Source organism: Polaribacter batillariae (assembly GCF_017498485.1).
In the GTDB taxonomy this organism is placed as follows: domain Bacteria; phylum Bacteroidota; class Bacteroidia; order Flavobacteriales; family Flavobacteriaceae; genus Polaribacter; species Polaribacter batillariae.
In genome coordinates, this window is sequence record NZ_CP071795.1 from 2,876,625 (window position 1) to 2,897,544 (window position 20,920).

Genomic DNA, 20,920 nt, shown 5'->3' on the forward strand with positions numbered 1-20,920 from the left:
AAATATGAATTTTATTAATACGCTAAAAGACATTTTTAAGATCGAAGAATTAAAAAATAAAATTTTTCTTACAATCGGTTTAATTGCTGTATATCGTTTCATGGCGGCTGTTCCATTACCTGGAATAGATCCATTACAATTAGCAGCATTAAAAGAAAGTACTTCAGGAGGTCTTTTAGGATTATTGAATGCATTTACAGGAGGAGCATTTGCTAGAGCGTCAGTAATGGCACTTGGTATAATGCCTTATATTTCTGCATCTATTGTAGTTCAGTTAATGGGAATTGCGGTTCCTTATTTACAGAAGCTACAAAAAGATGGAGAAAGTGGACGTAAAAAAATTACACAAATTACAAGGTGGTTAACCATAGGTATTACCTTAGTGCAAGCACCAACGTATATTACCGCTATTAAAACTCAGTTTGGTTTAGGACCAGAAGCATTTTTAGTAAGCGGACCTACATTTTGGATTTCATCAATTATCATTTTAACTGCAGGTACAATTTTTGCAATGTGGTTAGGTGAGCGTATTACAGACAAAGGTGTGGGTAATGGTATTTCATTATTAATTACTGTGGGTATCATCGCAAACTTTCCAGCAGCATTTTTACAAGAGTTTGTTGCAAAAACAACAAATGCTGGTGCAGGAGGAATTATGATGATTTTGATTGAAATTATCGTTTGGTTTGTCGTAATTTTATTAACTGTGCTATTAGTAACTGCCGTTCGAAAAATTGCAGTACAATATGCCAGAAGAACAGTTGCAGGAAACATACAAAATGTTGCAGGTTCAAGAGATTATATTCCTTTGAAATTAAATGCAGCAGGTGTTATGCCAATTATCTTTGCACAAGCAATTATGTTTTTACCAGTTGCTTTAGCTCAAAAATTTCCAGCAATTGCAAGTTTACAAGATATTAATGGGTTATGGTACAATGTAATATTTGCATTGCTAATTATCATTTTTAGTTTCTTCTACACAGCCATTACAATTCCTACGAATAAAATGGCAGAAGATTTAAAAAGAAGTGGTGGTTTTATACCAGGAATAAGACCAGGAAAAGACACAGCAGAAAAGTTAGATAGCGTTTTATCTAGAATTACGTTCCCAGGATCGTTATTTTTAGCGGCTTTATCTATTTTACCAGCAATTGTAGTTCAGTTTGGAGTACAACAAAGTTGGGCCATGTTTTACGGAGGTACCTCATTAATAATTATGGTAGGTGTTGCAATCGATACAATGCAACAAATTAACTCGTATTTATTAAATCGCCATTACGATGGTTTAATGAAACCGGGAAGTAGCAATAGAAAATCGAATAAATAATAATATGGCTAAACAATCAGCAATTCAACAAGACGGAACCATTACAGAAGCATTATCAAATGCAATGTTTCGTGTAGAATTAGAAAACGGACATATTGTAACGGCTCATATCTCTGGTAAAATGCGTATGCATTATATCAAACTTTTGCCAGGTGATAAGGTAAAATTAGAAATGAGTCCATACGATTTAACAAAAGCAAGAATTACTTATAGATATTAAAGTATTTAACGATTCGAAATTAAACGATTAGTTATTTTTTTTGAATCTACTAAATCTTTAATTTTTAAATAAAACAAAAGAGATGAAAGTAAGAGCATCAGTTAAGAAAAGAAGTGCCGACTGCAAAATAGTACGCAGAAAAGGTAGATTATATGTAATAAATAAACAAAATCCTAGATTTAAACAAAGACAAGGGTAATGGCAAGAATAGCAGGTATTGATATTCCAAAGAATAAAAGAGGTGTTATCGCTTTAACTTACATCTTTGGTATAGGAAACAGTAGAGCTAAACAAATTTTAGCACAAGCAAAAGTAGATGAGAGCATTAAAGTTCAAGACTGGACAGATGATCAAATCGCTGCAATTAGAGAACAAGTTGGATCTTTTACAATTGAAGGAGAATTGCGTTCTGAGGTACAAATAAACATTAAACGTTTAATGGATATTGGTTGCCAAAGAGGAATTCGCCATAGATTAGGACTTCCCTTAAGAGGGCAAAGAACTAAGAACAATTCGCGTACTAGAAAAGGTAAGAGAAAAACTGTAGCTAACAAGAAAAAATAAAGTTAGATAAAGTAATAAAGATCTAAACATTAACGAAAGTTAAAAATTAGAAAACTAAATTACTAAAACTTAAAATAATTATGGCAAAAGCAAGCACAAAGAAACGTAAAGTAATAATTGATGCTATTGGAGAGGCTCATATAACTGCATCTTTCAACAATATCATTATATCTTTAACAAATAAAAAAGGTGACGTTATTTCTTGGTCATCTGCTGGAAAAATGGGGTTTAGAGGTTCTAAAAAGAATACTCCTTATGCAGCTCAATTAGCAGCAGAAGACTGTGCAAACGTGGCAAAAGAAGCGGGTTTACGTAAAGTAAAAGTTTATGTAAAAGGCCCAGGAAATGGTAGAGAATCTGCGATTAGATCTATCCACAATTCTGGTATTGAAGTAACTGAAATTATCGATGTTACTCCAATTCCACACAATGGATGTCGTCCACCAAAAAGAAGAAGAGTATAATTTGATTTTTATCAAATTATATGCACGGCATTTTACAAATAAATAAAAAATTATATTTTAATTTAATAGGAATCAGGTTATCGAAGGAGTAAGCCTTAATTCATAACCCCTATTTATAACAACAACGAAATGGCAAGATATACAGGACCAAAAACTAAAATTGCTCGTAAATTTGGCGAAGCAATCTTTGGAGAAGACAAGAACTTCGAAAAAAGAAACTACCCTCCAGGACAGCATGGAAATGCTAGAAGAAGAGGAAAAAAATCTGAATACGCTACCCAATTAATGGAGAAGCAAAAAGCAAAATATACCTATGGTATTTTAGAGCGTCAATTCAGAAACTTATTTAAAGACGCACAATCTGCCTCTGGAATTACAGGTGAAATCTTATTACAATTATGTGAGTCTCGTTTAGACAATGTAGTTTATAGAATGGGAATTTCTAAATCTAGAAGCGGTGCACGTCAGTTAGTTTCTCACAGGCACATTACTGTAAACGGAGAGCTAGTAAACATACCATCTTATAGATTAAAAGAAGGAGATGTGGTATCTGTTAGAGAAAAATCTAAATCATTAGTAGCTATCGAAGATGCTTTAGCTTCTAATAACAATGTTTTTGAATGGTTAACTTGGAACAACGATACCAAATCTGGAACTTTCGTAAAAGTACCAGAAAGAATGCAAATTCCAGAAAACATTAAAGAACAATTAATTGTAGAATTATATTCTAAATAATAACGAATCATATTGGTATTTGTCCAAAGGGTTTATTTGAAATTCTTCAAACATTTAAACCGCGCAACCAAATAACAATTAAAACGAAGAAATATGGCAATTTTAAATTTTCAGAAACCAGATAAAGTAATAATGATCGAATCTACAGATTTTTCTGGTAGATTTGAGTTTAGACCACTAGAACCAGGATTTGGTTTAACAGTAGGGAATGCTTTAAGAAGAGTACTTTTATCATCTTTAGAAGGTTTTGCAATAACATCATTAAGAATAGATGGTGTAGAACATGAGTTTTCTACAGTTCCAGGAGTTGTAGAAGATGTTACAGAAATTATTCTAAACTTAAAACAAGTACGTTTTAAGAAACAAATAGACGATACTGATAGAGAAACTGTTTCTGTATCTGTTTCTGGACAAGAGCAATTTACTGCAGGCGATTTACAAAAGTTTATTTCAGGTTTTCAGGTACTAAACCCAGATTTAGTAATCTGTAATATGGATAAATCTGTAAAATTAAATGCAGAAATTACCATAGAAAAAGGTAGAGGATTTGTTCCTGCAGAAGAAAATAAAAAAGCAACTGCACCAATTGGAACCATCTTTACAGACTCTATTTACACGCCAATAAAAAACGTAAAATATTCAATTGAAAACTTTCGTGTAGAACAAAAAACAGACTACGAAAAATTAGTTTTCGATATCGATACTGATGGATCCATCAATCCAAAAGATGCATTAACAGAAGCTGCAAAAATATTAATCCACCACTTTATGTTATTCTCAGACGAGCGTATTACTTTAGAGGCAGATGAAATTGCACAAACAGAAACGTATGATGAAGAATCATTACACATGCGTCAGTTATTAAAAACCAGATTAATCGACATGGATTTGTCTGTAAGAGCTTTAAATTGTTTAAAAGCAGCAGAAGTAGATACATTAGGAGATTTAGTTTCTTTTAACAAAAGCGACTTAATGAAGTTCCGTAACTTCGGTAAAAAATCATTAACAGAACTAGAAGAATTAGTAATTGTTAAAGGATTAAACTTTGGTATGGACTTAAGCAAATATAAATTAGATAGAGATTAATCTTTCATATTTTGCTCCTCAAAGCGGGTTTGAGCAAGATGAAAGTATAAAACAAACGTCATGAGACACGGAAAAAAATTTAACCACTTAGGAAGAAAAACAGCGCACAGAAAAGCGATGTTAGCAAATATGACTTGTTCTTTAATACAGCACAAGCGTATTAACACAACACTTGCAAAAGCAAAAGCACTGCGTTTATTCGCAGAGCCTTTAATTACGAAGTCTAAAGCAGATACAACTCATAACAGACGTATTGTTTTTAGTTATTTACGTGATAAATTTGCTGTTACAGAATTATTTAAAGAAATCTCTGTAAAAATTGCAGATAGACCAGGAGGTTATTTACGTATTATTAAATTAGGAAACCGTCAAGGAGACAATGCTCCTATGGCAATGATAGAATTTGTAGATTACAACGAAATTTACAATCCTAAAGGTAAAAAAGCGAAGAGATCTACGCGTAGAGGAAGAAGCAAAAAAGCAAATGCCCCACAAGTAGAACAAACAACAACAGAAGAAAAATCTGAAGAATAAATTAAAAATGAAAATTTTTAAATCATATAAAAGGGATAAGCGTTTACGTTTATCCCTTTTTTTATATTTTTACAATATCAAACACAACAACAATCTATGAAATATCAAACACGAAAAAAAGCCTTAGTTTTATTAGCAGACGGAACTATTTTTTACGGTAAATCTGTAGGTATAGAAGGGACAGCCACAGGAGAAATTTGTTTTAATACGGGGATGACAGGTTACCAAGAAATTTTTACAGATCCATCTTACTTTGGGCAAATAATGGTAATGGCCAATGCACACATTGGAAATTACGGAGTAAATAAAGAAGAAGTAGAATCTGATGGAATTAAAATCTCCGGATTAATTTGTAGAAATTTTAGTTTTACACATTCTAGAGTAAATTCAGATGGAAATTTAAAAGATTGGTTTGAAGCACATAATTTAGTTGGAATATCGGATGTAGATACCAGAGCATTAGTAGCATATATTAGAGATAATGGAGCAATGAATGCCATTATATCTACAGATGTCGATAATATAGATGCATTAAAAAAGCAATTAGCAGCAGTACCAAGTATGAAAGGTTTAGAACTCGCCTCTAAAGTTTCTACCAAAGAACCTTATTTTGTTGGAGATGAAAACGCTGATATTAAAATAGCTGCTTTAGACATAGGTATCAAGAAAAATATTTTAAGAAACTTTACTAAAAGAGGCGCCTATATAAAAGTATTTCCTTATAATTCTTCATTTGAAGATTTAGCTTCTTTTAATCCAGATGGATATTTTATTTCAAATGGTCCAGGAGATCCAGAACCATTAAAAGATGCGCAAGAAGTCGCAAAAGAAATTATCAAAAGAAACCTCCCTTTATTCGGAATTTGTTTAGGCCACCAAGTTATTGCTTTGGCAAATAGTATTTCTACTTATAAAATGCACAATGGGCACAGAGGAATCAATCATCCTGTGAAAAATTTATTAACAGGAAAAGGAGAAATTACCTCACAAAACCACGGTTTTGCCATCAATAGAGAAGAAACAGAAGCAAATTCTGATGTAGAAATTACACACCTTCACTTAAACGACCATACAGTTGCTGGTATTCAAATGAAAAATAAACCCGTTTTTTCTGTTCAACATCATCCAGAAGCAAGCCCAGGACCACATGATTCAGAATATTTATTTGATCAATTTATAGATACCATAAAAAAACACAATAACGTACCTGCTTAGCTGTAAAATGCTGCCTTTCTATTGAAAACGTTTTCGTAAGAAACTCTTTAAAATCAAGAGAATCAGTAGCTTTTTCGTAAATTAGCACCAAAGTTTAAAAACAGATAAATAACTAAATAACAATATATAATGAGCATTATTATTAGCGTTCACGCACGTCAAATTTTCGATTCAAGAGGAAACCCAACTGTAGAAGTAGATGTAACTACAGAAAACGGAATTTTAGGTAGAGCAGCAGTTCCTTCAGGAGCATCAACAGGAGAACACGAAGCTGTTGAGTTAAGAGATGGAGGAAAAGATTACATGGGAAAAGGGGTTTTAAAAGCCGTTAAAAATGTAAATGACGAAATCGCTTCAGAATTGTTAGGCGTTTCTGTTTTCGAACAAAATGCAATCGACCAATTAATGAGAGATTTAGATGGTACACCAAACAAATCTAAATTAGGTGCAAATGCAATTTTAGGAGTTTCTTTAGCGGTTGCTAAAGCAGCAGCGAATGAATTAGGAATGCCATTATACAGATATATTGGAGGTGTTTCTGCAAACACATTACCAGTTCCAATGATGAATATTATCAATGGAGGTTCGCATTCAGATGCTCCAATTGCGTTTCAAGAATTTATGGTAATGCCTGTAAAAGCAACTTCTTTCTCTCATGCAATGAAAATGGGATCTGAGATTTTTCATCATTTAAAGAAAGTTTTACACGATAGAAATTTATCTACAGCAGTTGGAGATGAAGGCGGTTTTGCACCAACTTTAAACGGAACAGAAGATGCATTAGATACAATAGGTTTGGCAGTTAAAAATGCAGGGTATTCTTTAGGAGACGATGTAATGATTGCCTTAGACTGTGCAGCAGCAGAATTTCATGTAGATGGAGCTTACGATTACACAAAATTCGAAGGAAGCAAAGGAAAAGTAAGAACAAGCAAAGAACAAGCAGATTATTTAGCAGAATTGGCTGCTAATTATCCAATTATTTCTATCGAAGATGGTATGGATGAAAACGATTGGGAAGGTTGGAAATATTTAACAGAAAAAATTGGAGATAAAGTGCAATTGGTTGGAGACGATTTATTTGTAACCAATGTAGAGCGTTTATCAAAAGGAATTAAAAACGGCATTGCAAATTCCATTTTAATTAAAGTAAACCAAATAGGAACTTTAACTGAAACAATTGCAGCCGTAAATATGGCAAAAAATGCAGGTTTTACCTCTGTAATGTCTCATAGATCTGGAGAAACTGAAGATAATACAATTGCAGATTTAGCTGTAGCGTTAAATTGTGGTCAAATTAAAACAGGTTCAGCTTCTCGTTCAGATAGAATGGCGAAATACAATCAACTATTAAGAATTGAAGAAGAGTTAGGAGATATTGCTTATTTTCCAAAGCAAGATGCTTTTAAAATCTAATTTTTTCACTCGATAAAATTAAAGGAGGCCGTCTCGAAAAGTATTAAAAGTTGTTATTCCGACTGTAATGGAGAAATCTTATTTATTGAATTTCAATATTTTAGATTTTTCGACTTCACTCAAAATAACAGCTAAATTTACTTTTGAGACAGCCTCTTTTTTTGTGAATTGTAATATAAGTTAATATTATTTTAAAATATTAAAATTCTATATATCAGTCTTTATAAATTATTTAAAATTTGGTATCTTCGTGAGCACAGAAAAATACTTAAAAACCATTTATAAATGTCAGATATAGCAAAATTACAGATTGGAGAAAATTCGTACGAATTTCCGCTTGTGAAAGGAACAGAAAATGAAGTTGCAATAGATATAAAAACTTTAAGAGGTGCAACAAATGGTATTATTACAATAGATCCAGGATATAAAAATACAGGTTCTTGTGAAAGTGCCATTACATTTTTAGATGGAGAAAAAGGAATTTTAAGATATAGAGGATATGCAATTGAAGAATTGGCAGAAAAAGCAGATTTTTTAGAAGTTGCCTATGCCTTAATTTTTGGAGATTTACCAACAAAACAACAATTAGATAAATTTCACGCAGATATTAAAACAAAATCTGTGGTAGATGACGATATTAAAAAAATATTAGATGCTTTTCCTAAGACTGCGCATCCAATGGGTATTTTATCTTCGTTAACCAGTGCTTTAACAGCATTTAATCCTTCATCTGTAAATGTAGATTCTGAAGAAGAAATGTACAATGCTATTGTTAAAATAATGGCAAAATTTCCTGTTTTAGTAGCTTGGACAATGCGCAAGCAAAAAGGCTTACCTTTAAATTATGGATCGAAATCTTTAGGTTATGTAGAGAATATAATGCGAATGATGTTCGAAGAACCAAATGAAGACTATGTGATGAACCCAATTATAAAAGATGCCTTAGATAAATTATTAATTTTGCATGCAGATCACGAACAAAACTGTTCTACCTCTACAGTAAGAATTGTAGGTTCTTCTCACGCTGGTTTATTTGCCTCTATAGCTTCAGGAATTTCTGCACTTTGGGGGCCACTTCATGGAGGAGCAAACCAAGCCGTTTTAGAAATGTTAGAAGCCATAAGAAAAGATGGTGGAGACACAAAAAAATACATGGCAAAAGCCAAAGACAAATCGGACCCTTTTAGATTAATGGGTTTTGGGCATAGAGTTTATAAAAACTTCGATCCAAGAGCAAAAATTATTAAAAAAGCAGCAGACGAAGTTTTAAAAGATTTAGGAATCGAAGACCCTATTTTAGACATCGCAAGAGGCTTAGAACAAGAAGCTTTAAATGATTCTTATTTTGTAGATAGAAAATTATACCCGAATGTAGATTTTTACTCAGGTATTATTTACAGAGCAATGGGTATTCCTGTTGAAATGTTTACAGTAATGTTTGCAATGGGACGTTTACCAGGTTGGATTGCTCAATGGAAAGAAATGCGTTTAAATAAAGAACCAATTGGTCGCCCACGTCAAATTTATACAGGAGAAAATTTAAGACCATTTAAGTCTATAGACAATAGATAATTTTAATTATTTTTGCATAAACAAAAAGCTTCATATTTTATGAGGCTTTTTTTATCACTTTTTATATGTTACAACTCAATATTAAAAACGAAACATCAAAACTAAAAGCAGTCGTTTTAGGAACTGCGAAAAGTAATGGTGGAGTACCAAAAGTTGAAGATTGTTACGACCCCAAAAGCGTACAACATGTAATTGCAGGAACCTATCCAAAAGAAAAAGACATGATTTTGGAAATGGAAGCAGTCGAAAAAGTTCTAAAGAAGTACAATGTAGAAGTTTTTAGACCCAAAGTTATTGAAAATTACAATCAAATTTTTGCTAGAGATATCGCTTTTGTAATAGACGACAAATTTATAAAAGCAAACATTCTACCAGATAGAGACCAAGAAATAGAAGCCATTAACCATGTAATTGCTCAAATCGACTCCAATAAGATTATTAAACTGCCAGAAGAATGCCACGTAGAAGGTGGAGACGTAATGCCTTGGAACGATTATATTTTCGTAGGAACATATTCAGGTAAAGATTATTCCGAACACATCACTGCCCGTACAAATATAGATGCAGTAATTACTTTGCAAGAAATTTTTCCAGAGAAAACTGTAAAATCTTTCGAATTAAGAAAAGATAATACAAACCCAAAAGAAAATGCGTTGCATTTAGACTGCTGTTTTCAGCCCATAGGAAAAAACAAAGCCATTATACATAAAAACGGATTTTTAATAGAAAAAGAATACCAATGGTTGGTTAATTTCTTCGGAAAAGAAAACATTTTCGAAATTACAAAAGAAGAAATGTATCATATGAATAGTAACGTTTTTTCAATTTCTGAAGATGTTATTATTTCAGAAAAAAACTTTACCAGATTAAATACTTGGTTAAGAGAAAATGGTTTTACTGTAGAAGAAGTACCCTATGCAGAGATTGCGAAACAAGAAGGTTTGTTGCGCTGCTCTACAATGCCTTTAATAAGAGAGTAGTTGGTTTTAGCATCATAAAACACTTTTTTTTAGCCTGGGTGTTTTATACATTTATTTAGACGATGTATAAAAACCTTTCTTTAATCGATTCAAAAAAAATAACTCTTCAAACAAGCTCAAATTATTTTAAGACTATAATTCTTATCATTATAAAAAAAGCTAATTTTGTGGTTTATCTATTTTAAAAATGCAACAAACTACCAATACAATTTTAATGGTTCGACCTATTCAATTTAGAATGAACGAACAAACAGCTGTAAATAACTATTTTCAAGAAGATTTAGAGTTAAGAAATACAGAAATTAACAGAAAAGCACAAGAAGAATTCGACAACCATGTAAATACTTTAAGAAGTTATGGAGTAAATGTAATTGTCGTTTCAGATACACTAAAAAACGATACTCCAGATTCTATTTTTCCTAACAACTGGGTTTCTTTTCATGCAGATGGTACTGTAGCTCTGTACCCGATGTTTGCAGTAAATAGAAGATTAGAAAGAAGAGAAGATATTTTAGAAACCTTAGAAAAAGAAGGTTTTTTAATCGAGAATATTGTCGATTATACATCTGCAGAAGAAGAAGCTATTTTTTTAGAAGCAACAGGAAGCGTTATTTTAGACCGTGTAAACAGAAAAGCATATTGTGCTTTATCTCCAAGAGCAGACGAAGAATTATTTATAGAATTTTGTGAAGATTTCGAATATACACCCGTAATTTTTGTAGCAAACCAAACTGTAGAAGGTAAAAGAGAACCCATTTACCATACCAATGTTATGATGTGCGTAGCAGAAACCTTTGTGGTAATTTGTTTAGATACTATAGATGATAAAAAAGAAAGAAAAAATGTTTTAAGACATTTTAAAGAAGATGGAAAACAAGTTATAGAAATTACTGAAGAGCAGATGCACAATTTTGCAGGAAATATGTTGCAAGTTCGCGGAAAAGAAGATGAGCTATTTTTAGTAATGAGTAAAGCTGCACACGATTCTTTAACGCAGAGTCAAATCGCCAAAATAAACAACCACTGTAAAATTATTTCGAGTTCTTTAGAAACCATAGAAACCTGTGGTGGTGGAAGCGCACGTTGTATGATGGCAGAAGTTTTTCTACCAAAAGCATAATTTATGAGTTTACTCTTATTAGCAATTGCGCCCGTTTTTGTAATTATAATTTACATTTATTTTAAAGATAAATACGAAAAAGAACCCATTGGAGTTTTAACTAAAAGTTTCCTTTTAGGAGCAACTGTAAGTATTATTTTAACGGTTGTTTTTGGGTTTATTGCAGCAAGAGTATTTCCTTTAACAGATGCCAAAAATGTACTACAACAATTTTTACAAGCATTTTTTGTAGTGGCTTTGGTAGAAGAATCATCAAAATATATTATTGTAAAATTTTATGCACAAAGAAATGCAGCTTTTAACGAGCCTTTTGATGGAATAGTTTACGCAGTAATGGTTTCTATGGGATTTGCAGCGTTAGAAAATGTTCTATATACTTTTCAGCATGGGGCAGGAACTGGGTTGTTAAGAGCTTTTACTGCGGTACCTGCACACGCTACTTTTGGTATTTTAATGGGGTATTTTATGGGGAAAGCAAAATTTTCTAACAATAGAATTACACTTAATCTATTAGGATTATTGTTGGCAACCGCTTTTCATGGAGCCTACGATTTTTTCTTATTCATCAATTTTATTCCAGGCATCTCTATAGGTGCTTTTATTTCGTTAATTATTGGCATTGTGCTTTCCAATAAAGCGATTAAAAGACATCAAAATAGTTCTAATTTTAGAGTTTAGAGGTGTATTTTTAATTAATACCATTTACCATTTTAAAACCCTGTAATAAATCGCCTTTTTTTCCTTTCTATTTCAGAATAAAAAAAAACCGTAGTTAAGGCTATGCTTTCGTTTTCTTCTTTATATAAAGAAAAAAATCATCCATTTCTTTTCCAGTAATTTCAAACAATAACTGGTAAAAAAGACTTCAAAAATATCAGTTCAGTTCGGGAAGATTTTAAGACACGAAAAATGGTATCGAAAACTATTTAAAAACTAAAATTCTCGATACCATTTTTATTCATTTCACTCGTAAAAATTACTCGAATTAACAGAGTTTTATCAAAATATGTACAAGTTTTTATTTTTCTAAAGCTTCTTCAATTACTTTTCCTGAAGTTCCATTGGGTGCTTCAATTTTTAATAAATTAGCAATTGTTGGTGCAATATCTATAATTTCATATTTTTTAGCAGAAGAACCTTTTTTAATTCCATTGCCATAGAAAATTATAGGAACATGTGTGTCGTAAGAATAACCAGAACCATGGCTTGTGCCTTTTCTAGAAGAAATTAAAGTAGCAGGATAAGGAACCATTAAAACATCGCCAGAAAATTTTTGATTGTAGCCATTTTGAAGTGAGTTTAAAATGCCATCGGTAAAAGATGTGGTTTGCAGCGTTCTTGCAGTTACAGCTTTGTAAATTTGATCGAAGTTTACAACTTCATCCGCCAACCTTTGTGCAACATCATTTTTATTTAAACCTAAAGATTCTATTTTCTTTTTGTCAAGAAATATTTGATAGTTAGAAACGTTTTCAATTAATTCTGTAGAATTAAAATACTTCTTAGTAACTTCTAAAATAAACTCTCTAAACTTTTGAATATCTAAATAATGTGCAGGAATTTTTAGAGATTGCAAATATGCAGGAACGTGAACAGCTGCATGATCTGCAGTTAAAAATAAAGTGTAATTTCCTTTTCCAACTTCTTTATCTAAAAAATTAAAAAAATCTTCTAAATCTTTATCTAAGCGCAAGTAAGTATCTTCAGTTTCTACTGCAGAAACGCCATATTTATGACCAACATAATCTGTAGAAGAAAAACTAACAGCCAAAAAATCTGTGTATTCACTTTTTCCTAACTGTTCTGCTTTAATGGCTGCTTTTGCAAAATCTACGGTATAAGTATTTCCTGCAGGAACTGTTTTTATCAAACTAAAATTACCGTTTTTTTCTCTTAATTTTTTCAAATCTTTAGGAAACGTAGGTGTTTCTTTTCCAACTAAATTATTTTCAAAAATATTATTATCAGCTCTACTTTGGGTGTATGTTTCAATATCGTATAAAGTTTCCCAAGGTGTGTTTAAGTAGGTATCTGCATTGTTATTGGTATTAAATTTTTTTACCCAATTAGGCAAATCGTTCATGTAAAAAGAACTAGAAATCCATTGGTTTTTATTACCACCATCGTACCAATAGGCTGCATTTGCAGTATGTCCAACAGGTAAGATTGCAGAACGATCTTTTATTGAAATTCCAATCGTTTTCCCTTTCATGTTTTGTGCTAGGTGCAATTCGTCTGTAATTGTAGTCGTATATAATCTAAAGGGAGATTTTTGTCCAACAACTCCATCATTACCAACAGTTTTATAGTTGTTATCATCTACACAATAGATAGATTTTTTTAAGAACTTATCGTACCAATTATTAGAAATAATTCCATGATTTGCAGGTGTGGTTCCTGTATAAATAGAAGTGTGCCCCACAGCAGTGTAGGTAGGAATGTAATTATAATGTGCATTTTCTAAAGAAAACCCATTATTTAGCAAACGTTTAAAACCACCTTCTCCATACCTACTTTCGTAACGAGTTAAATAATCGTATCGCATTTGGTCGATTACGATTCCAATAACCAGTTTTGGTCTTTCTTGTTTTACAGGCTTTTGATTGCCGTTAGAAAATAGAAGTGTAGCCGCTAATAAGTATAAAATAGAATATTTCATTCGTAAAAATATATAATTAAGCTTCAAAAGTAATTATTTTTTATTTTGATTTGCGATAATTAACATTGAATTAATGATATTTTAATACTTTAGCATAAAATTACTTTGAATGAATTATTTAGAACATATTGGTAAATACTTTATTATGTTAGGACGTGTTTTTAAAAAACCACAACGTTCTCGCATTTTTTATCAAGCAGTAATGAAAGAGATAGAAGATTTAGGGATAAAATCGATAGGAATTATTATGTTTATTTCTTTCTTTATTGGGGGTGTAATTGCTTTGCAAACAGCCTTAAATTTAGAAAGTCCTTTTATTCCAGATTCCTTAATTGGTTTTGCCGCAAAAAGATCTGTAATTTTAGAATTTGCGCCAACTTTTTGCTGCATTATTTTGGCAGGAAAAGTAGGGTCTTATATAACTTCTAGTATTGGTACAATGCGTGTAACAGAGCAAATAGATGCATTGGATGTTATGGGAATAAACTCCATAAGTCATTTAGTTTTACCAAAAGTAGTTGCTACCTTATTCTTTTATCCGTTCTTAATTCTTTTAGCAATGTTTTTAGGAATTTTTGGAGGTTGGATTGCAGGAGTTTTTTCGGGTTTATTTGCTGGTACAGATTATATAATAGGGTTGCAAACAGATTTTAAACCCTTTTTAATCGTATATGCGATGATAAAAACTTTAGTATTTTCATTTTTAATAGCTACAGTACCTTCTTACCACGGTTATTATGTAAAAGGAGGTTCGATTGCTGTAGGAAGGGCAAGTACACAATCTGTAGTTTGGACAACGATTTTAATTGTAATAATGAACTATATTTTAACTCAATTATTACTAACTTAATGCTATGATAGAAGTAAAAAATTTACATAAAGGTTTTGGAGATGTTCAGGTTTTAAAAGGAATTACCACAACTTTTTATCCTGGAAAAACCAATCTAATAATCGGTCAAAGCGGATCTGGAAAAACTGTTTTTTTAAAGTCTTTAATCGGGTTACATACTCCAGAAAAAGGAACCATTTCTTTTGACGGAAGAATAAATACCAATTTTACAGAAGAAGAAAAACAAGAATGGCGCCAAGAAATAGGAATGGTTTTTCAAGGAAGCGCACTTTTCGATTCGCAAACTGTAGAAGATAATGTAATGTTTCCTCTTAAAATGTTTACAAAAAAATCTAGAGAAGAGATGTTAGAACGTGTAAATGTTGTTTTAAAAAGGGTAAAATTAGAAAATTCAAACGATAAGTTACCGGCAGAATTGTCTGGAGGAATGCAAAAAAGGGTTGCCATTGCAAGAGCGATTGTTATGAATCCTAAATATTTATTTTGTGATGAACCAAACTCGGGTTTAGATCCAAGAACAGCTATTGTAATAGACAAATTAATTCAAGAAATTACAGACGAATATAAAATTACAACCGTAATTAACACCCACGATATGAATTCTGTAATGGAAATTGGAGAAAAAATTGTTTTTTTAAACAAAGGAAAAAAAGAGTGGGAAGGTACTAGTGAAGACATCTTCGAAACTGAAAATGAAGCTGTTGTGAGCTTTGTTTATTCTTCTAATTTATTTAAAAAAGTAAGGGAAGCTTATTTAAATAAAACAAAATAAATTTCAAGTTTGTTTTTTATAAAATAACTACTATATTTGCACCCGCTAAGAGAAAAGAATGACCTGGTAGCTCAGTTGGTAGAGCATCTCCCTTTTAAGGAGAGGGTCCTGGGTTCGAGCCCCAGCCCGGTCACAATAGAACGTCTAAACTTAATTGTTTGGACGTTTTTTTTATGTAATACCATTTAAACTTTGAATTCAAGATAATATTTATTATCTTTCGAGGTAAAATTTATTATCTTTCAATATGCCAAAGAAAATTACCTTATCCATTAAAGAAGAATCTGTTGAATTGCGAAAACTATATGAGTCTACCACTACAGAATTACGAAGAGATCGTTTAAAAATGTTATACTACATAAAGTCCGGGAAATACATCTATCGTAATGCGATCGCAAAGAAGCTTGGCAGACGTCCAACCACCATAGGCAATTGGATTAAAGACTATGAAACAGGAGGCCTTTCAAATTTATTAGAAATACATAGCGGAGGTAATAATACCGTTCATATTTCTGATAGAGCAAAAGCCTATATCTCCAAGACATTATCTAACAGCGATACCACCATAACTTCCTATATAGAGTTACAAGCTCATATAGCCGAAGATTTATCAGAGATGATAAATTATGGTGCACTTTATGCACATTGTAGGCGAAAACATAAGTCTAAGCTAAAAGTATCAAGAAAGTCACATTATAAAAAAGACCCGAAAGCCGAAATGGTTTTTAAAAAACCTAGAAAACACTTTTAAATTATTTAGAACAAAACTAAATAAAAATAACTTTGAATCGGTCAATTTATTTTTTCAAGATGAATCTCGTTTTGGATTAATCACCAAACAAAAAAGAGTCACTACAGCTAAAGGCGTTAAACCTATAGCAAAGTACAAACATAGTTATCAGAGTAAATGGCTATGGGGAAGTTTTTCACCCATTACAGGTGAGAGTTTCTGCATGCTAACAGATACTGTGTGTAAAGACTTTTTTATTGAGTATTTAACAGACTTAAGTGCCTGTAATCCTTTGGAACTAAAAATTGTAATTATTGACAATGCAGCTTTCCACTCTACTAAAGATGTAAAATTGCCTGATAATATTATCTTATTACCTATCCCTGCATATTGCCCTGAACTAAATCCAGCTGAAAAAGTTTGGCAATACCTTAAAAGTAAAATTGCAATGAAAATTTATGACACTTTAGATATACTAGAATCCAAAATAGAGCACCTAATTTATCAAATGGATAATAATACCATTAAGTCTATAACCGGATATGAATTTTATCTAAAATCTTTTTATAACGTTTTTAATGTTTAAATGGTATAAGAAACGTATGGGCGAGAAGTTTATGCTGAGCGAAGTCGAAGTGAGCCCCAGCCCGGTCACAATAGAACGTCTAAACTTAATTGTTTGGACGTTTTTTTTATTTAAAAGGTATTATTGTATTTTACGGTTTAAAATTGAGGAATTAATGACTTAAATTTTGAAATGATAAACATGAGTACTTTAATCTTACACATGAAAGCACGAATTCTAAGAATAAAGAAAAAAAGAGATAATGTAAATTAGAGTTCTTAACAAAAAAAAAGACGAAACTATTAAGTTTCGCCTTTTGTTTTTTATGAAATAATTGGTCTTATAAAATCATCTATTGTATCAATTCCATTTTTATCTAAATTTTTAATAAATGCAGAACCAATAATCGCTCCATTTGCGTATTTGCAAGCCGTATTAAAGGTCGATTTGTTTGAAATACCAAAACCAACAATTAATTTACTCTTTAAATTCATTGCTTTAATTCTTTTAAAATAGGCAATTTGTTGGTCAGAAATTTCTCCTTTAGCACCTGTAATAGACGACGATGCAACCACATAAATAAATGCTTTTGTATAGGCATCTATTTTTCTAATTCTTTCTTCTTCTGTATTGGGTGTAATTAAAAATACATTTGTTAAACCATATTTTTCAAATAATTGCTGATAATGATTTTCAAACTCTACCATTGGTAAATCTGGGATAATTAACGTATCTATACCACATTCAACTACTTTTTTACAGAATTTATCTTCGCCATATTTTAGCATTTGATTTAAATACCCCATTAAAACCAAAGGTGTTTTATTGGTCTCCTTTATGGTTATTAATTGCTCAAAAACAATATCTAAATTAATTCCGTTTTGTAAAGCTTTGTGACTACTGTCTTGTATGGTTGGTCCATCTGCTAAAGGATCTGAATATGGCAAACCTACCTCAATAAAATCTACCTTACTTTTTTCTAAAGCAGCAATTACTTTTGTAGTGTCCTCTAATTTTGGAAAACCGCAGGTAAAATATATCGATAAGAGGTTTTTATCTTTTTGCTGAAATAATTGTTGAATTGAATTCATATTTATTCGATTTTGTCAGTTCGAGCGCAGTCGAGAACTATTTGTTTAATTGTCATAACCTTTTCGACTGCGCTCAAGGTGACAAATTCTAAAACTACTCTTCTAAATGTTTGATATACGTTTCTAAATCTTTATCTCCTCTTCCAGATAAATTTATCACTACAACTTGGTCTTTTTCCAACTTCATTTTTGGTAAAACTGCCAAAGCATGGGCTGTTTCTAAAGCAGGAATAATGCCTTCGATTTTGGTCAACTCATAAGCTCCAGCTAATGCTTCTTTATCGGTTGCATTCATAAATGTCGCTCTTTTACTCTCGTATAAAAAAGCATGTAGTGGGCCAACTCCTGGATAATCTAAGCCTGCAGAAATCGAGTAAGGCTCTACAATTTGCCCATATTCGTCTTGCATTAAAATGGTTTTACTTCCATGGATAATTCCTACCTCTCCTAATTGTGAAGTGGCTGCACTTTCGCCAGAATGTATGCCTAAACCAGCAGCTTCAACCGCGATTAATTCTACATCTTCATCGTCCATAAAATGATAAAAAGCACCTGCTGCATTAGAACCTCCACCAACACAAGCGATAATCGTATCCGGATTTTCCTTTCCTGTTTTTTCTTTTAATTGCCATTTCATTTCTTCAGAAATAATTGCTTGCAACCTTGCCACCATATCTGGATGCGGATGTGGCCCAACCACAGAACCAATTAAATAAAAAGTTTCTGGATTTTGAATCCAATATCTTATGGCTTCATTAGTGGCATCTTTTAAAGTTTTACTTCCACTTGTGGCAGGCACAACTTTTGCGCCTAACATTTTCATTCTGGCAACATTGGGTGCTTGACGTTCTATATCTTTTTCGCCCATAAAAACCGTACAATCTAATCCCATTAACGCACAAACTGTGGCTGTCGCAACTCCATGTTGTCCTGCTCCAGTTTCTGCAATAATATTGGTTTTGCCCAGTTTTTTAGCGATTAGAATTTGACCAACTGTATTATTCACTTTGTGTGCTCCAGTATGATTTAAGTCTTCTCGTTTCAAATAAATATGTGCGCCATATTTTTCTGATAACCGTTTTGCAAAATACAATGGTGTTGGACGCCCAACATAATCTTTTAACAACGATTTGTATTCTGTTTGAAACTCATTAGATTCGATAATTTGAATGTAATTATCTTCTAATTCTTTTACATTTGGATATAACAATTCTGGAATGAATGCGCCTCCAAATTGTCCGAAATAGCCGTTTTTGTCTGGGTGAAATTTTGATTTCATATTTTTTTTATATTGTTTGTCATTTCGACTTTATGGAGAAATCTCAAAAAATTATTAAAACTTAAGATTTCTCAACTCCATTACATTTCGTTCGAAATGACATTTTTTTTTAAATTTCTCTAATTCTTCTATTTTCTTAACTCCTGGTTTGCTTTCGAACTTGCTATTTACATCTAATGCATAAATTGGTAAATTTAATTTCAATATTTTTTTTACCTCTTCTACATCTTCTAATCCAATTCCACCGCTTAAAAAGAATGGTTTTTTAAAAGGATATTTTTTTAAAACAGACCAGTCGAATTTTGTTCCATTTCCTCCTCTTTCTTTTCCTTTGGTATCGAATAAAAAATAATCTACCACTTCTACATAAGGTTTTAAAACATCAAAATTAAATTCGTCTTTAATCCCAAAAACTTTTATAATTTCTATTTCATTTCTAGAAATTTTGTGTTGATTTTTTTTCTTTTTAATGTGTTTATTTTCTTCAATAAACAAAGCCCTTCTTTCAGCTAATTGCTCTTTTAAATCTGTAATATATTCAACGGATTCGTCGCCATGTAACTGAACAGCTTCTAAACCATATTCTTCTACTAAAGAAATTACAATTTCTTTATATTCATTTACGAAAACACCCGTTTTTTTAATTGATTTTGGAAGTTCAGGAATAATACCTTCGAAATTTCTTTTCGATTTTTCGTAGAAAATAAAACCTAAATAGTCAGGTTGCAATGTTGCAACTTGTTGCATATTTTCTGTAAACTTCATTCCGCAAACCTTTAGTTTCATTCTTTTTATGGTTTAGTCGTTTATTTTTTTAATCGTGTAATTACTAATACTCAAACTTTTTTACACAATTAAACAATTCTACACTTACACTTCTAACGTATTTGACTAATAAATTCTCGACAAGCTTCTCCTGGATTTTCTTCTTTCATAAAATTTTCACCGATTAAAAAACCGTGAAAACCAAACTCTTTTAATCCTGTGATAATTTTTGGGTCTGAAATGCCACTTTCTGAAACTTTTACACAGGTATCAGGAATTTGATTTGATAGTTTTATAGATTGCTCTAAATCGACTTCAAACGTTTTTAAATTTCGGTTATTAATGCCAATAATCTTGTTATCTAAATCGTTAATTTTATCTAAATCTTCTTGTGTATGCACTTCATACAAAACCTCTAAACCTAAATCTACTGCTAAATTTCCGTAGTTTCTTAATTCTGTTGAAGTTAAACAAGAAGCAATTAGTAAAATAACATCTGCGCCAATGGCTTTTGCTTCCACAACCTGAAAGCCATCTACAATAAAATCTTTTCTTAAAATAGGTTTTTGTTGATTGATAACTCTTGCTTCCATTAAATCTGCCATGGTTCCTCCAAAAAAGGAAGTATCTGTTAAAATAGATTGTGCTGCTACATTTGCTTCTAAATATCCGTTGGTAACTTCTGCAATTGTAGCTGTATCGTTAATAATTCCTTTGGATGGAGATTGCCTTTTAAACTCGGCAATAATTCCGGTAGAACCCACTTCTAGCAGAGATTTTTTTAATGAAAAAGTTGTTTTTTTAAAACTCGGACTTTCCACTAATTTCTTTACAGGAACTTCTGCTTTTATCTTAGCAATTTCCTTCTTTTTAAATGCGATTATTTTATCTAAAATTGTCATTTTTCTGTACTAATTTGTCTTTTCGACTTTATGGAGAAATCTTAAAAAATTATTAAAACTTAAGATTTCTCAAC

23 protein-coding genes and 1 tRNA gene are annotated in these 20,920 nt (G+C 31.7%); 19 read left to right on the plus strand and 5 right to left on the minus strand.

The genetic code is table 11. The annotated features are described in order from the left end of the window. Nucleotides 1–4 precede the first annotated feature (4 nt). The 14 genes from secY (at nt 5) to JL193_RS12810 (ending at nt 11,911) form a co-directional block, all read left to right on the plus strand. Nucleotides 5–1,327, plus strand: a complete 1,323-nt coding sequence (gene secY, locus JL193_RS12745; protein ID WP_207971166.1) for a preprotein translocase subunit SecY — start codon at nt 5–7, stop codon at nt 1,325–1,327. Between the two features lie 4 nt (nt 1,328–1,331). Then, a complete protein-coding gene (gene infA, locus JL193_RS12750) occupies nt 1,332–1,547 on the plus strand; it encodes a translation initiation factor IF-1 (RefSeq protein ID WP_015482241.1) in 216 nt (71 codons plus the stop codon). 82 nt (nt 1,548–1,629) lie between these two features. After that, complete coding sequence (ykgO, locus tag JL193_RS12755) at nt 1,630–1,746, plus strand: type B 50S ribosomal protein L36 (RefSeq protein WP_004568720.1); 117 nt, start codon at nt 1,630–1,632, stop codon at nt 1,744–1,746. Then, a complete protein-coding gene (gene rpsM / locus JL193_RS12760) occupies nt 1,746–2,111 on the plus strand; it encodes a 30S ribosomal protein S13 (RefSeq protein WP_207971167.1) in 366 nt (121 codons plus the stop codon). The genes ykgO and rpsM overlap by 1 nt, the downstream gene beginning before the upstream one ends. A gap of 80 nt (nt 2,112–2,191) precedes the next feature. After that, entirely contained in the window at nt 2,192–2,575 is a 384-nt protein-coding gene (gene rpsK / locus JL193_RS12765) for a 30S ribosomal protein S11 (RefSeq protein WP_207971168.1), read from the plus strand. Nucleotides 2,576–2,704: 129 nt separating this feature from the next. Next, nucleotides 2,705–3,310, plus strand: coding sequence for a 30S ribosomal protein S4 (rpsD, locus tag JL193_RS12770; RefSeq protein ID WP_207971169.1), 606 nt, complete (start codon nt 2,705–2,707; stop codon nt 3,308–3,310). A 93-nt stretch (nt 3,311–3,403) separates the two neighbouring features. Further along, complete coding sequence (locus JL193_RS12775) at nt 3,404–4,396, plus strand: DNA-directed RNA polymerase subunit alpha (RefSeq protein ID WP_207971170.1); 993 nt, start codon at nt 3,404–3,406, stop codon at nt 4,394–4,396. A gap of 60 nt (nt 4,397–4,456) precedes the next feature. Next, a complete protein-coding gene (gene rplQ / locus JL193_RS12780; RefSeq protein WP_207971171.1) occupies nt 4,457–4,930 on the plus strand; it encodes a 50S ribosomal protein L17 in 474 nt (157 codons plus the stop codon). Nucleotides 4,931–5,026: 96 nt separating this feature from the next. Next, on the plus strand, nt 5,027–6,145 hold the full coding sequence (gene carA / locus JL193_RS12785) for a glutamine-hydrolyzing carbamoyl-phosphate synthase small subunit (RefSeq protein ID WP_207971172.1): 1,119 nt from the start codon (nt 5,027–5,029) through the stop codon (nt 6,143–6,145). Between the two features lie 129 nt (nt 6,146–6,274). After that, nucleotides 6,275–7,561 (plus strand): phosphopyruvate hydratase, encoded by a 1,287-nt coding sequence (gene eno / locus JL193_RS12790; protein ID WP_207971173.1) that lies wholly within the window; start codon nt 6,275–6,277, stop codon nt 7,559–7,561. Between the two features lie 285 nt (nt 7,562–7,846). Continuing rightward, a complete protein-coding gene (locus JL193_RS12795) occupies nt 7,847–9,133 on the plus strand; it encodes a citrate synthase (protein WP_207971174.1) in 1,287 nt (428 codons plus the stop codon). Nucleotides 9,134–9,198: 65 nt separating this feature from the next. Then, on the plus strand, nt 9,199–10,113 hold the full coding sequence (locus JL193_RS12800; protein WP_207971175.1) for a dimethylarginine dimethylaminohydrolase family protein: 915 nt from the start codon (nt 9,199–9,201) through the stop codon (nt 10,111–10,113). Nucleotides 10,114–10,300: 187 nt separating this feature from the next. Further along, entirely contained in the window at nt 10,301–11,233 is a 933-nt protein-coding gene (gene ctlX, locus JL193_RS12805; protein WP_207971176.1) for a citrulline utilization hydrolase CtlX, read from the plus strand. 3 nt (nt 11,234–11,236) lie between these two features. Continuing rightward, nucleotides 11,237–11,911 (plus strand): PrsW family intramembrane metalloprotease, encoded by a 675-nt coding sequence (locus JL193_RS12810; protein WP_207971177.1) that lies wholly within the window; start codon nt 11,237–11,239, stop codon nt 11,909–11,911. A 340-nt stretch (nt 11,912–12,251) separates the two neighbouring features. Here the strand turns inward: JL193_RS12810 and pafA are convergent, their stop codons facing one another. After that, nucleotides 12,252–13,892: an alkaline phosphatase PafA gene (gene pafA, locus JL193_RS12815; protein ID WP_207971178.1), complete on the minus strand. Its 1,641-nt coding sequence runs from the start codon at nt 13,890–13,892 to the stop codon at nt 12,252–12,254. 109 nt (nt 13,893–14,001) lie between these two features. On the opposite strand from pafA, the gene JL193_RS12820 reads away from it, so the two are divergent. The 5 genes from JL193_RS12820 (at nt 14,002) to JL193_RS12840 (ending at nt 16,830) form a co-directional block, all read left to right on the plus strand. Then, a complete protein-coding gene (locus JL193_RS12820) occupies nt 14,002–14,742 on the plus strand; it encodes an MlaE family ABC transporter permease (protein ID WP_207971179.1) in 741 nt (246 codons plus the stop codon). 4 nt (nt 14,743–14,746) lie between these two features. Next, complete coding sequence (locus tag JL193_RS12825) at nt 14,747–15,514, plus strand: ABC transporter ATP-binding protein (RefSeq protein ID WP_207971180.1); 768 nt, start codon at nt 14,747–14,749, stop codon at nt 15,512–15,514. A 60-nt stretch (nt 15,515–15,574) separates the two neighbouring features. Further along, nucleotides 15,575–15,647 (plus strand) — tRNA-Lys (locus tag JL193_RS12830). 114 nt (nt 15,648–15,761) lie between these two features. Further along, nucleotides 15,762–16,265 carry a helix-turn-helix domain-containing protein gene (locus JL193_RS12835; RefSeq protein ID WP_207970473.1) on the plus strand — a complete coding sequence of 168 codons (504 nt, stop codon included), beginning with the start codon at nt 15,762–15,764 and terminating at the stop codon, nt 16,263–16,265. After that, a complete protein-coding gene (locus tag JL193_RS12840) occupies nt 16,210–16,830 on the plus strand; it encodes an IS630 family transposase (RefSeq protein ID WP_243456899.1) in 621 nt (206 codons plus the stop codon). Before JL193_RS12835 ends, JL193_RS12840 begins: the two co-directional genes overlap by 56 nt. 302 nt (nt 16,831–17,132) lie before the next feature. Here JL193_RS12840 and trpA read toward each other — a convergent pair whose 3' ends face one another. The 4 genes from trpA to trpC form a co-directional block, all read right to left on the minus strand. Continuing rightward, the gene (gene trpA, locus JL193_RS12845) at nt 17,133–17,900 is read right to left on the minus strand and encodes a tryptophan synthase subunit alpha (RefSeq protein ID WP_207971181.1); all 768 of its coding nucleotides are present in this window, start codon (nt 17,898–17,900) and stop codon (nt 17,133–17,135) included. Nucleotides 17,901–17,994: 94 nt separating this feature from the next. Further along, nucleotides 17,995–19,179 carry a tryptophan synthase subunit beta gene (gene trpB / locus JL193_RS12850; protein WP_207971182.1) on the minus strand — a complete coding sequence of 395 codons (1,185 nt, stop codon included), beginning with the start codon at nt 19,177–19,179 and terminating at the stop codon, nt 17,995–17,997. Between the two features lie 54 nt (nt 19,180–19,233). After that, nucleotides 19,234–19,965 (minus strand): phosphoribosylanthranilate isomerase, encoded by a 732-nt coding sequence (locus JL193_RS12855; RefSeq protein WP_207971183.1) that lies wholly within the window; start codon nt 19,963–19,965, stop codon nt 19,234–19,236. A gap of 92 nt (nt 19,966–20,057) precedes the next feature. Continuing rightward, on the minus strand, nt 20,058–20,846 hold the full coding sequence (trpC, locus tag JL193_RS12860) for an indole-3-glycerol phosphate synthase TrpC (protein WP_207971184.1): 789 nt from the start codon (nt 20,844–20,846) through the stop codon (nt 20,058–20,060). Nucleotides 20,847–20,920: the final 74 nt, after the last annotated feature.

What these genes read in the sequence shown, in the direction of transcription:
- rpsK (WP_207971168.1), top strand. Translation starts at nt 2,192, where the DNA reads ATGGCAAAAGCAAGCACAAAGAAACGTAAAGTAATAATTGATGCTATT.
- infA (WP_015482241.1), top strand. Translation starts at nt 1,332, where the DNA reads ATGGCTAAACAATCAGCAATTCAACAAGACGGAACCATTACAGAAGCA.
- JL193_RS12800 (WP_207971175.1), top strand. Translation starts at nt 9,199, where the DNA reads ATGTTACAACTCAATATTAAAAACGAAACATCAAAACTAAAAGCAGTC.
- eno (WP_207971173.1), top strand. Translation starts at nt 6,275, where the DNA reads ATGAGCATTATTATTAGCGTTCACGCACGTCAAATTTTCGATTCAAGA.
- trpB (WP_207971182.1), bottom strand. Translation starts at nt 19,179, where the DNA reads ATGAAATCAAAATTTCACCCAGACAAAAACGGCTATTTCGGACAATTT.
- JL193_RS12775 (WP_207971170.1), top strand. Translation starts at nt 3,404, where the DNA reads ATGGCAATTTTAAATTTTCAGAAACCAGATAAAGTAATAATGATCGAA.
- carA (WP_207971172.1), top strand. Translation starts at nt 5,027, where the DNA reads ATGAAATATCAAACACGAAAAAAAGCCTTAGTTTTATTAGCAGACGGA.
- rpsD (WP_207971169.1), top strand. Translation starts at nt 2,705, where the DNA reads ATGGCAAGATATACAGGACCAAAAACTAAAATTGCTCGTAAATTTGGC.
- JL193_RS12795 (WP_207971174.1), top strand. Translation starts at nt 7,847, where the DNA reads ATGTCAGATATAGCAAAATTACAGATTGGAGAAAATTCGTACGAATTT.
- JL193_RS12810 (WP_207971177.1), top strand. Translation starts at nt 11,237, where the DNA reads ATGAGTTTACTCTTATTAGCAATTGCGCCCGTTTTTGTAATTATAATT.
- JL193_RS12820 (WP_207971179.1), top strand. Translation starts at nt 14,002, where the DNA reads ATGAATTATTTAGAACATATTGGTAAATACTTTATTATGTTAGGACGT.
- rpsM (WP_207971167.1), top strand. Translation starts at nt 1,746, where the DNA reads ATGGCAAGAATAGCAGGTATTGATATTCCAAAGAATAAAAGAGGTGTT.
- JL193_RS12855 (WP_207971183.1), bottom strand. Translation starts at nt 19,965, where the DNA reads ATGAAACTAAAGGTTTGCGGAATGAAGTTTACAGAAAATATGCAACAA.
- ctlX (WP_207971176.1), top strand. Translation starts at nt 10,301, where the DNA reads ATGCAACAAACTACCAATACAATTTTAATGGTTCGACCTATTCAATTT.
- JL193_RS12825 (WP_207971180.1), top strand. Translation starts at nt 14,747, where the DNA reads ATGATAGAAGTAAAAAATTTACATAAAGGTTTTGGAGATGTTCAGGTT.
- trpC (WP_207971184.1), bottom strand. Translation starts at nt 20,846, where the DNA reads ATGACAATTTTAGATAAAATAATCGCATTTAAAAAGAAGGAAATTGCT.
- ykgO (WP_004568720.1), top strand. Translation starts at nt 1,630, where the DNA reads ATGAAAGTAAGAGCATCAGTTAAGAAAAGAAGTGCCGACTGCAAAATA.
- pafA (WP_207971178.1), bottom strand. Translation starts at nt 13,892, where the DNA reads ATGAAATATTCTATTTTATACTTATTAGCGGCTACACTTCTATTTTCT.
- trpA (WP_207971181.1), bottom strand. Translation starts at nt 17,900, where the DNA reads ATGAATTCAATTCAACAATTATTTCAGCAAAAAGATAAAAACCTCTTA.
- secY (WP_207971166.1), top strand. Translation starts at nt 5, where the DNA reads ATGAATTTTATTAATACGCTAAAAGACATTTTTAAGATCGAAGAATTA.
- rplQ (WP_207971171.1), top strand. Translation starts at nt 4,457, where the DNA reads ATGAGACACGGAAAAAAATTTAACCACTTAGGAAGAAAAACAGCGCAC.
- JL193_RS12835 (WP_207970473.1), top strand. Translation starts at nt 15,762, where the DNA reads ATGCCAAAGAAAATTACCTTATCCATTAAAGAAGAATCTGTTGAATTG.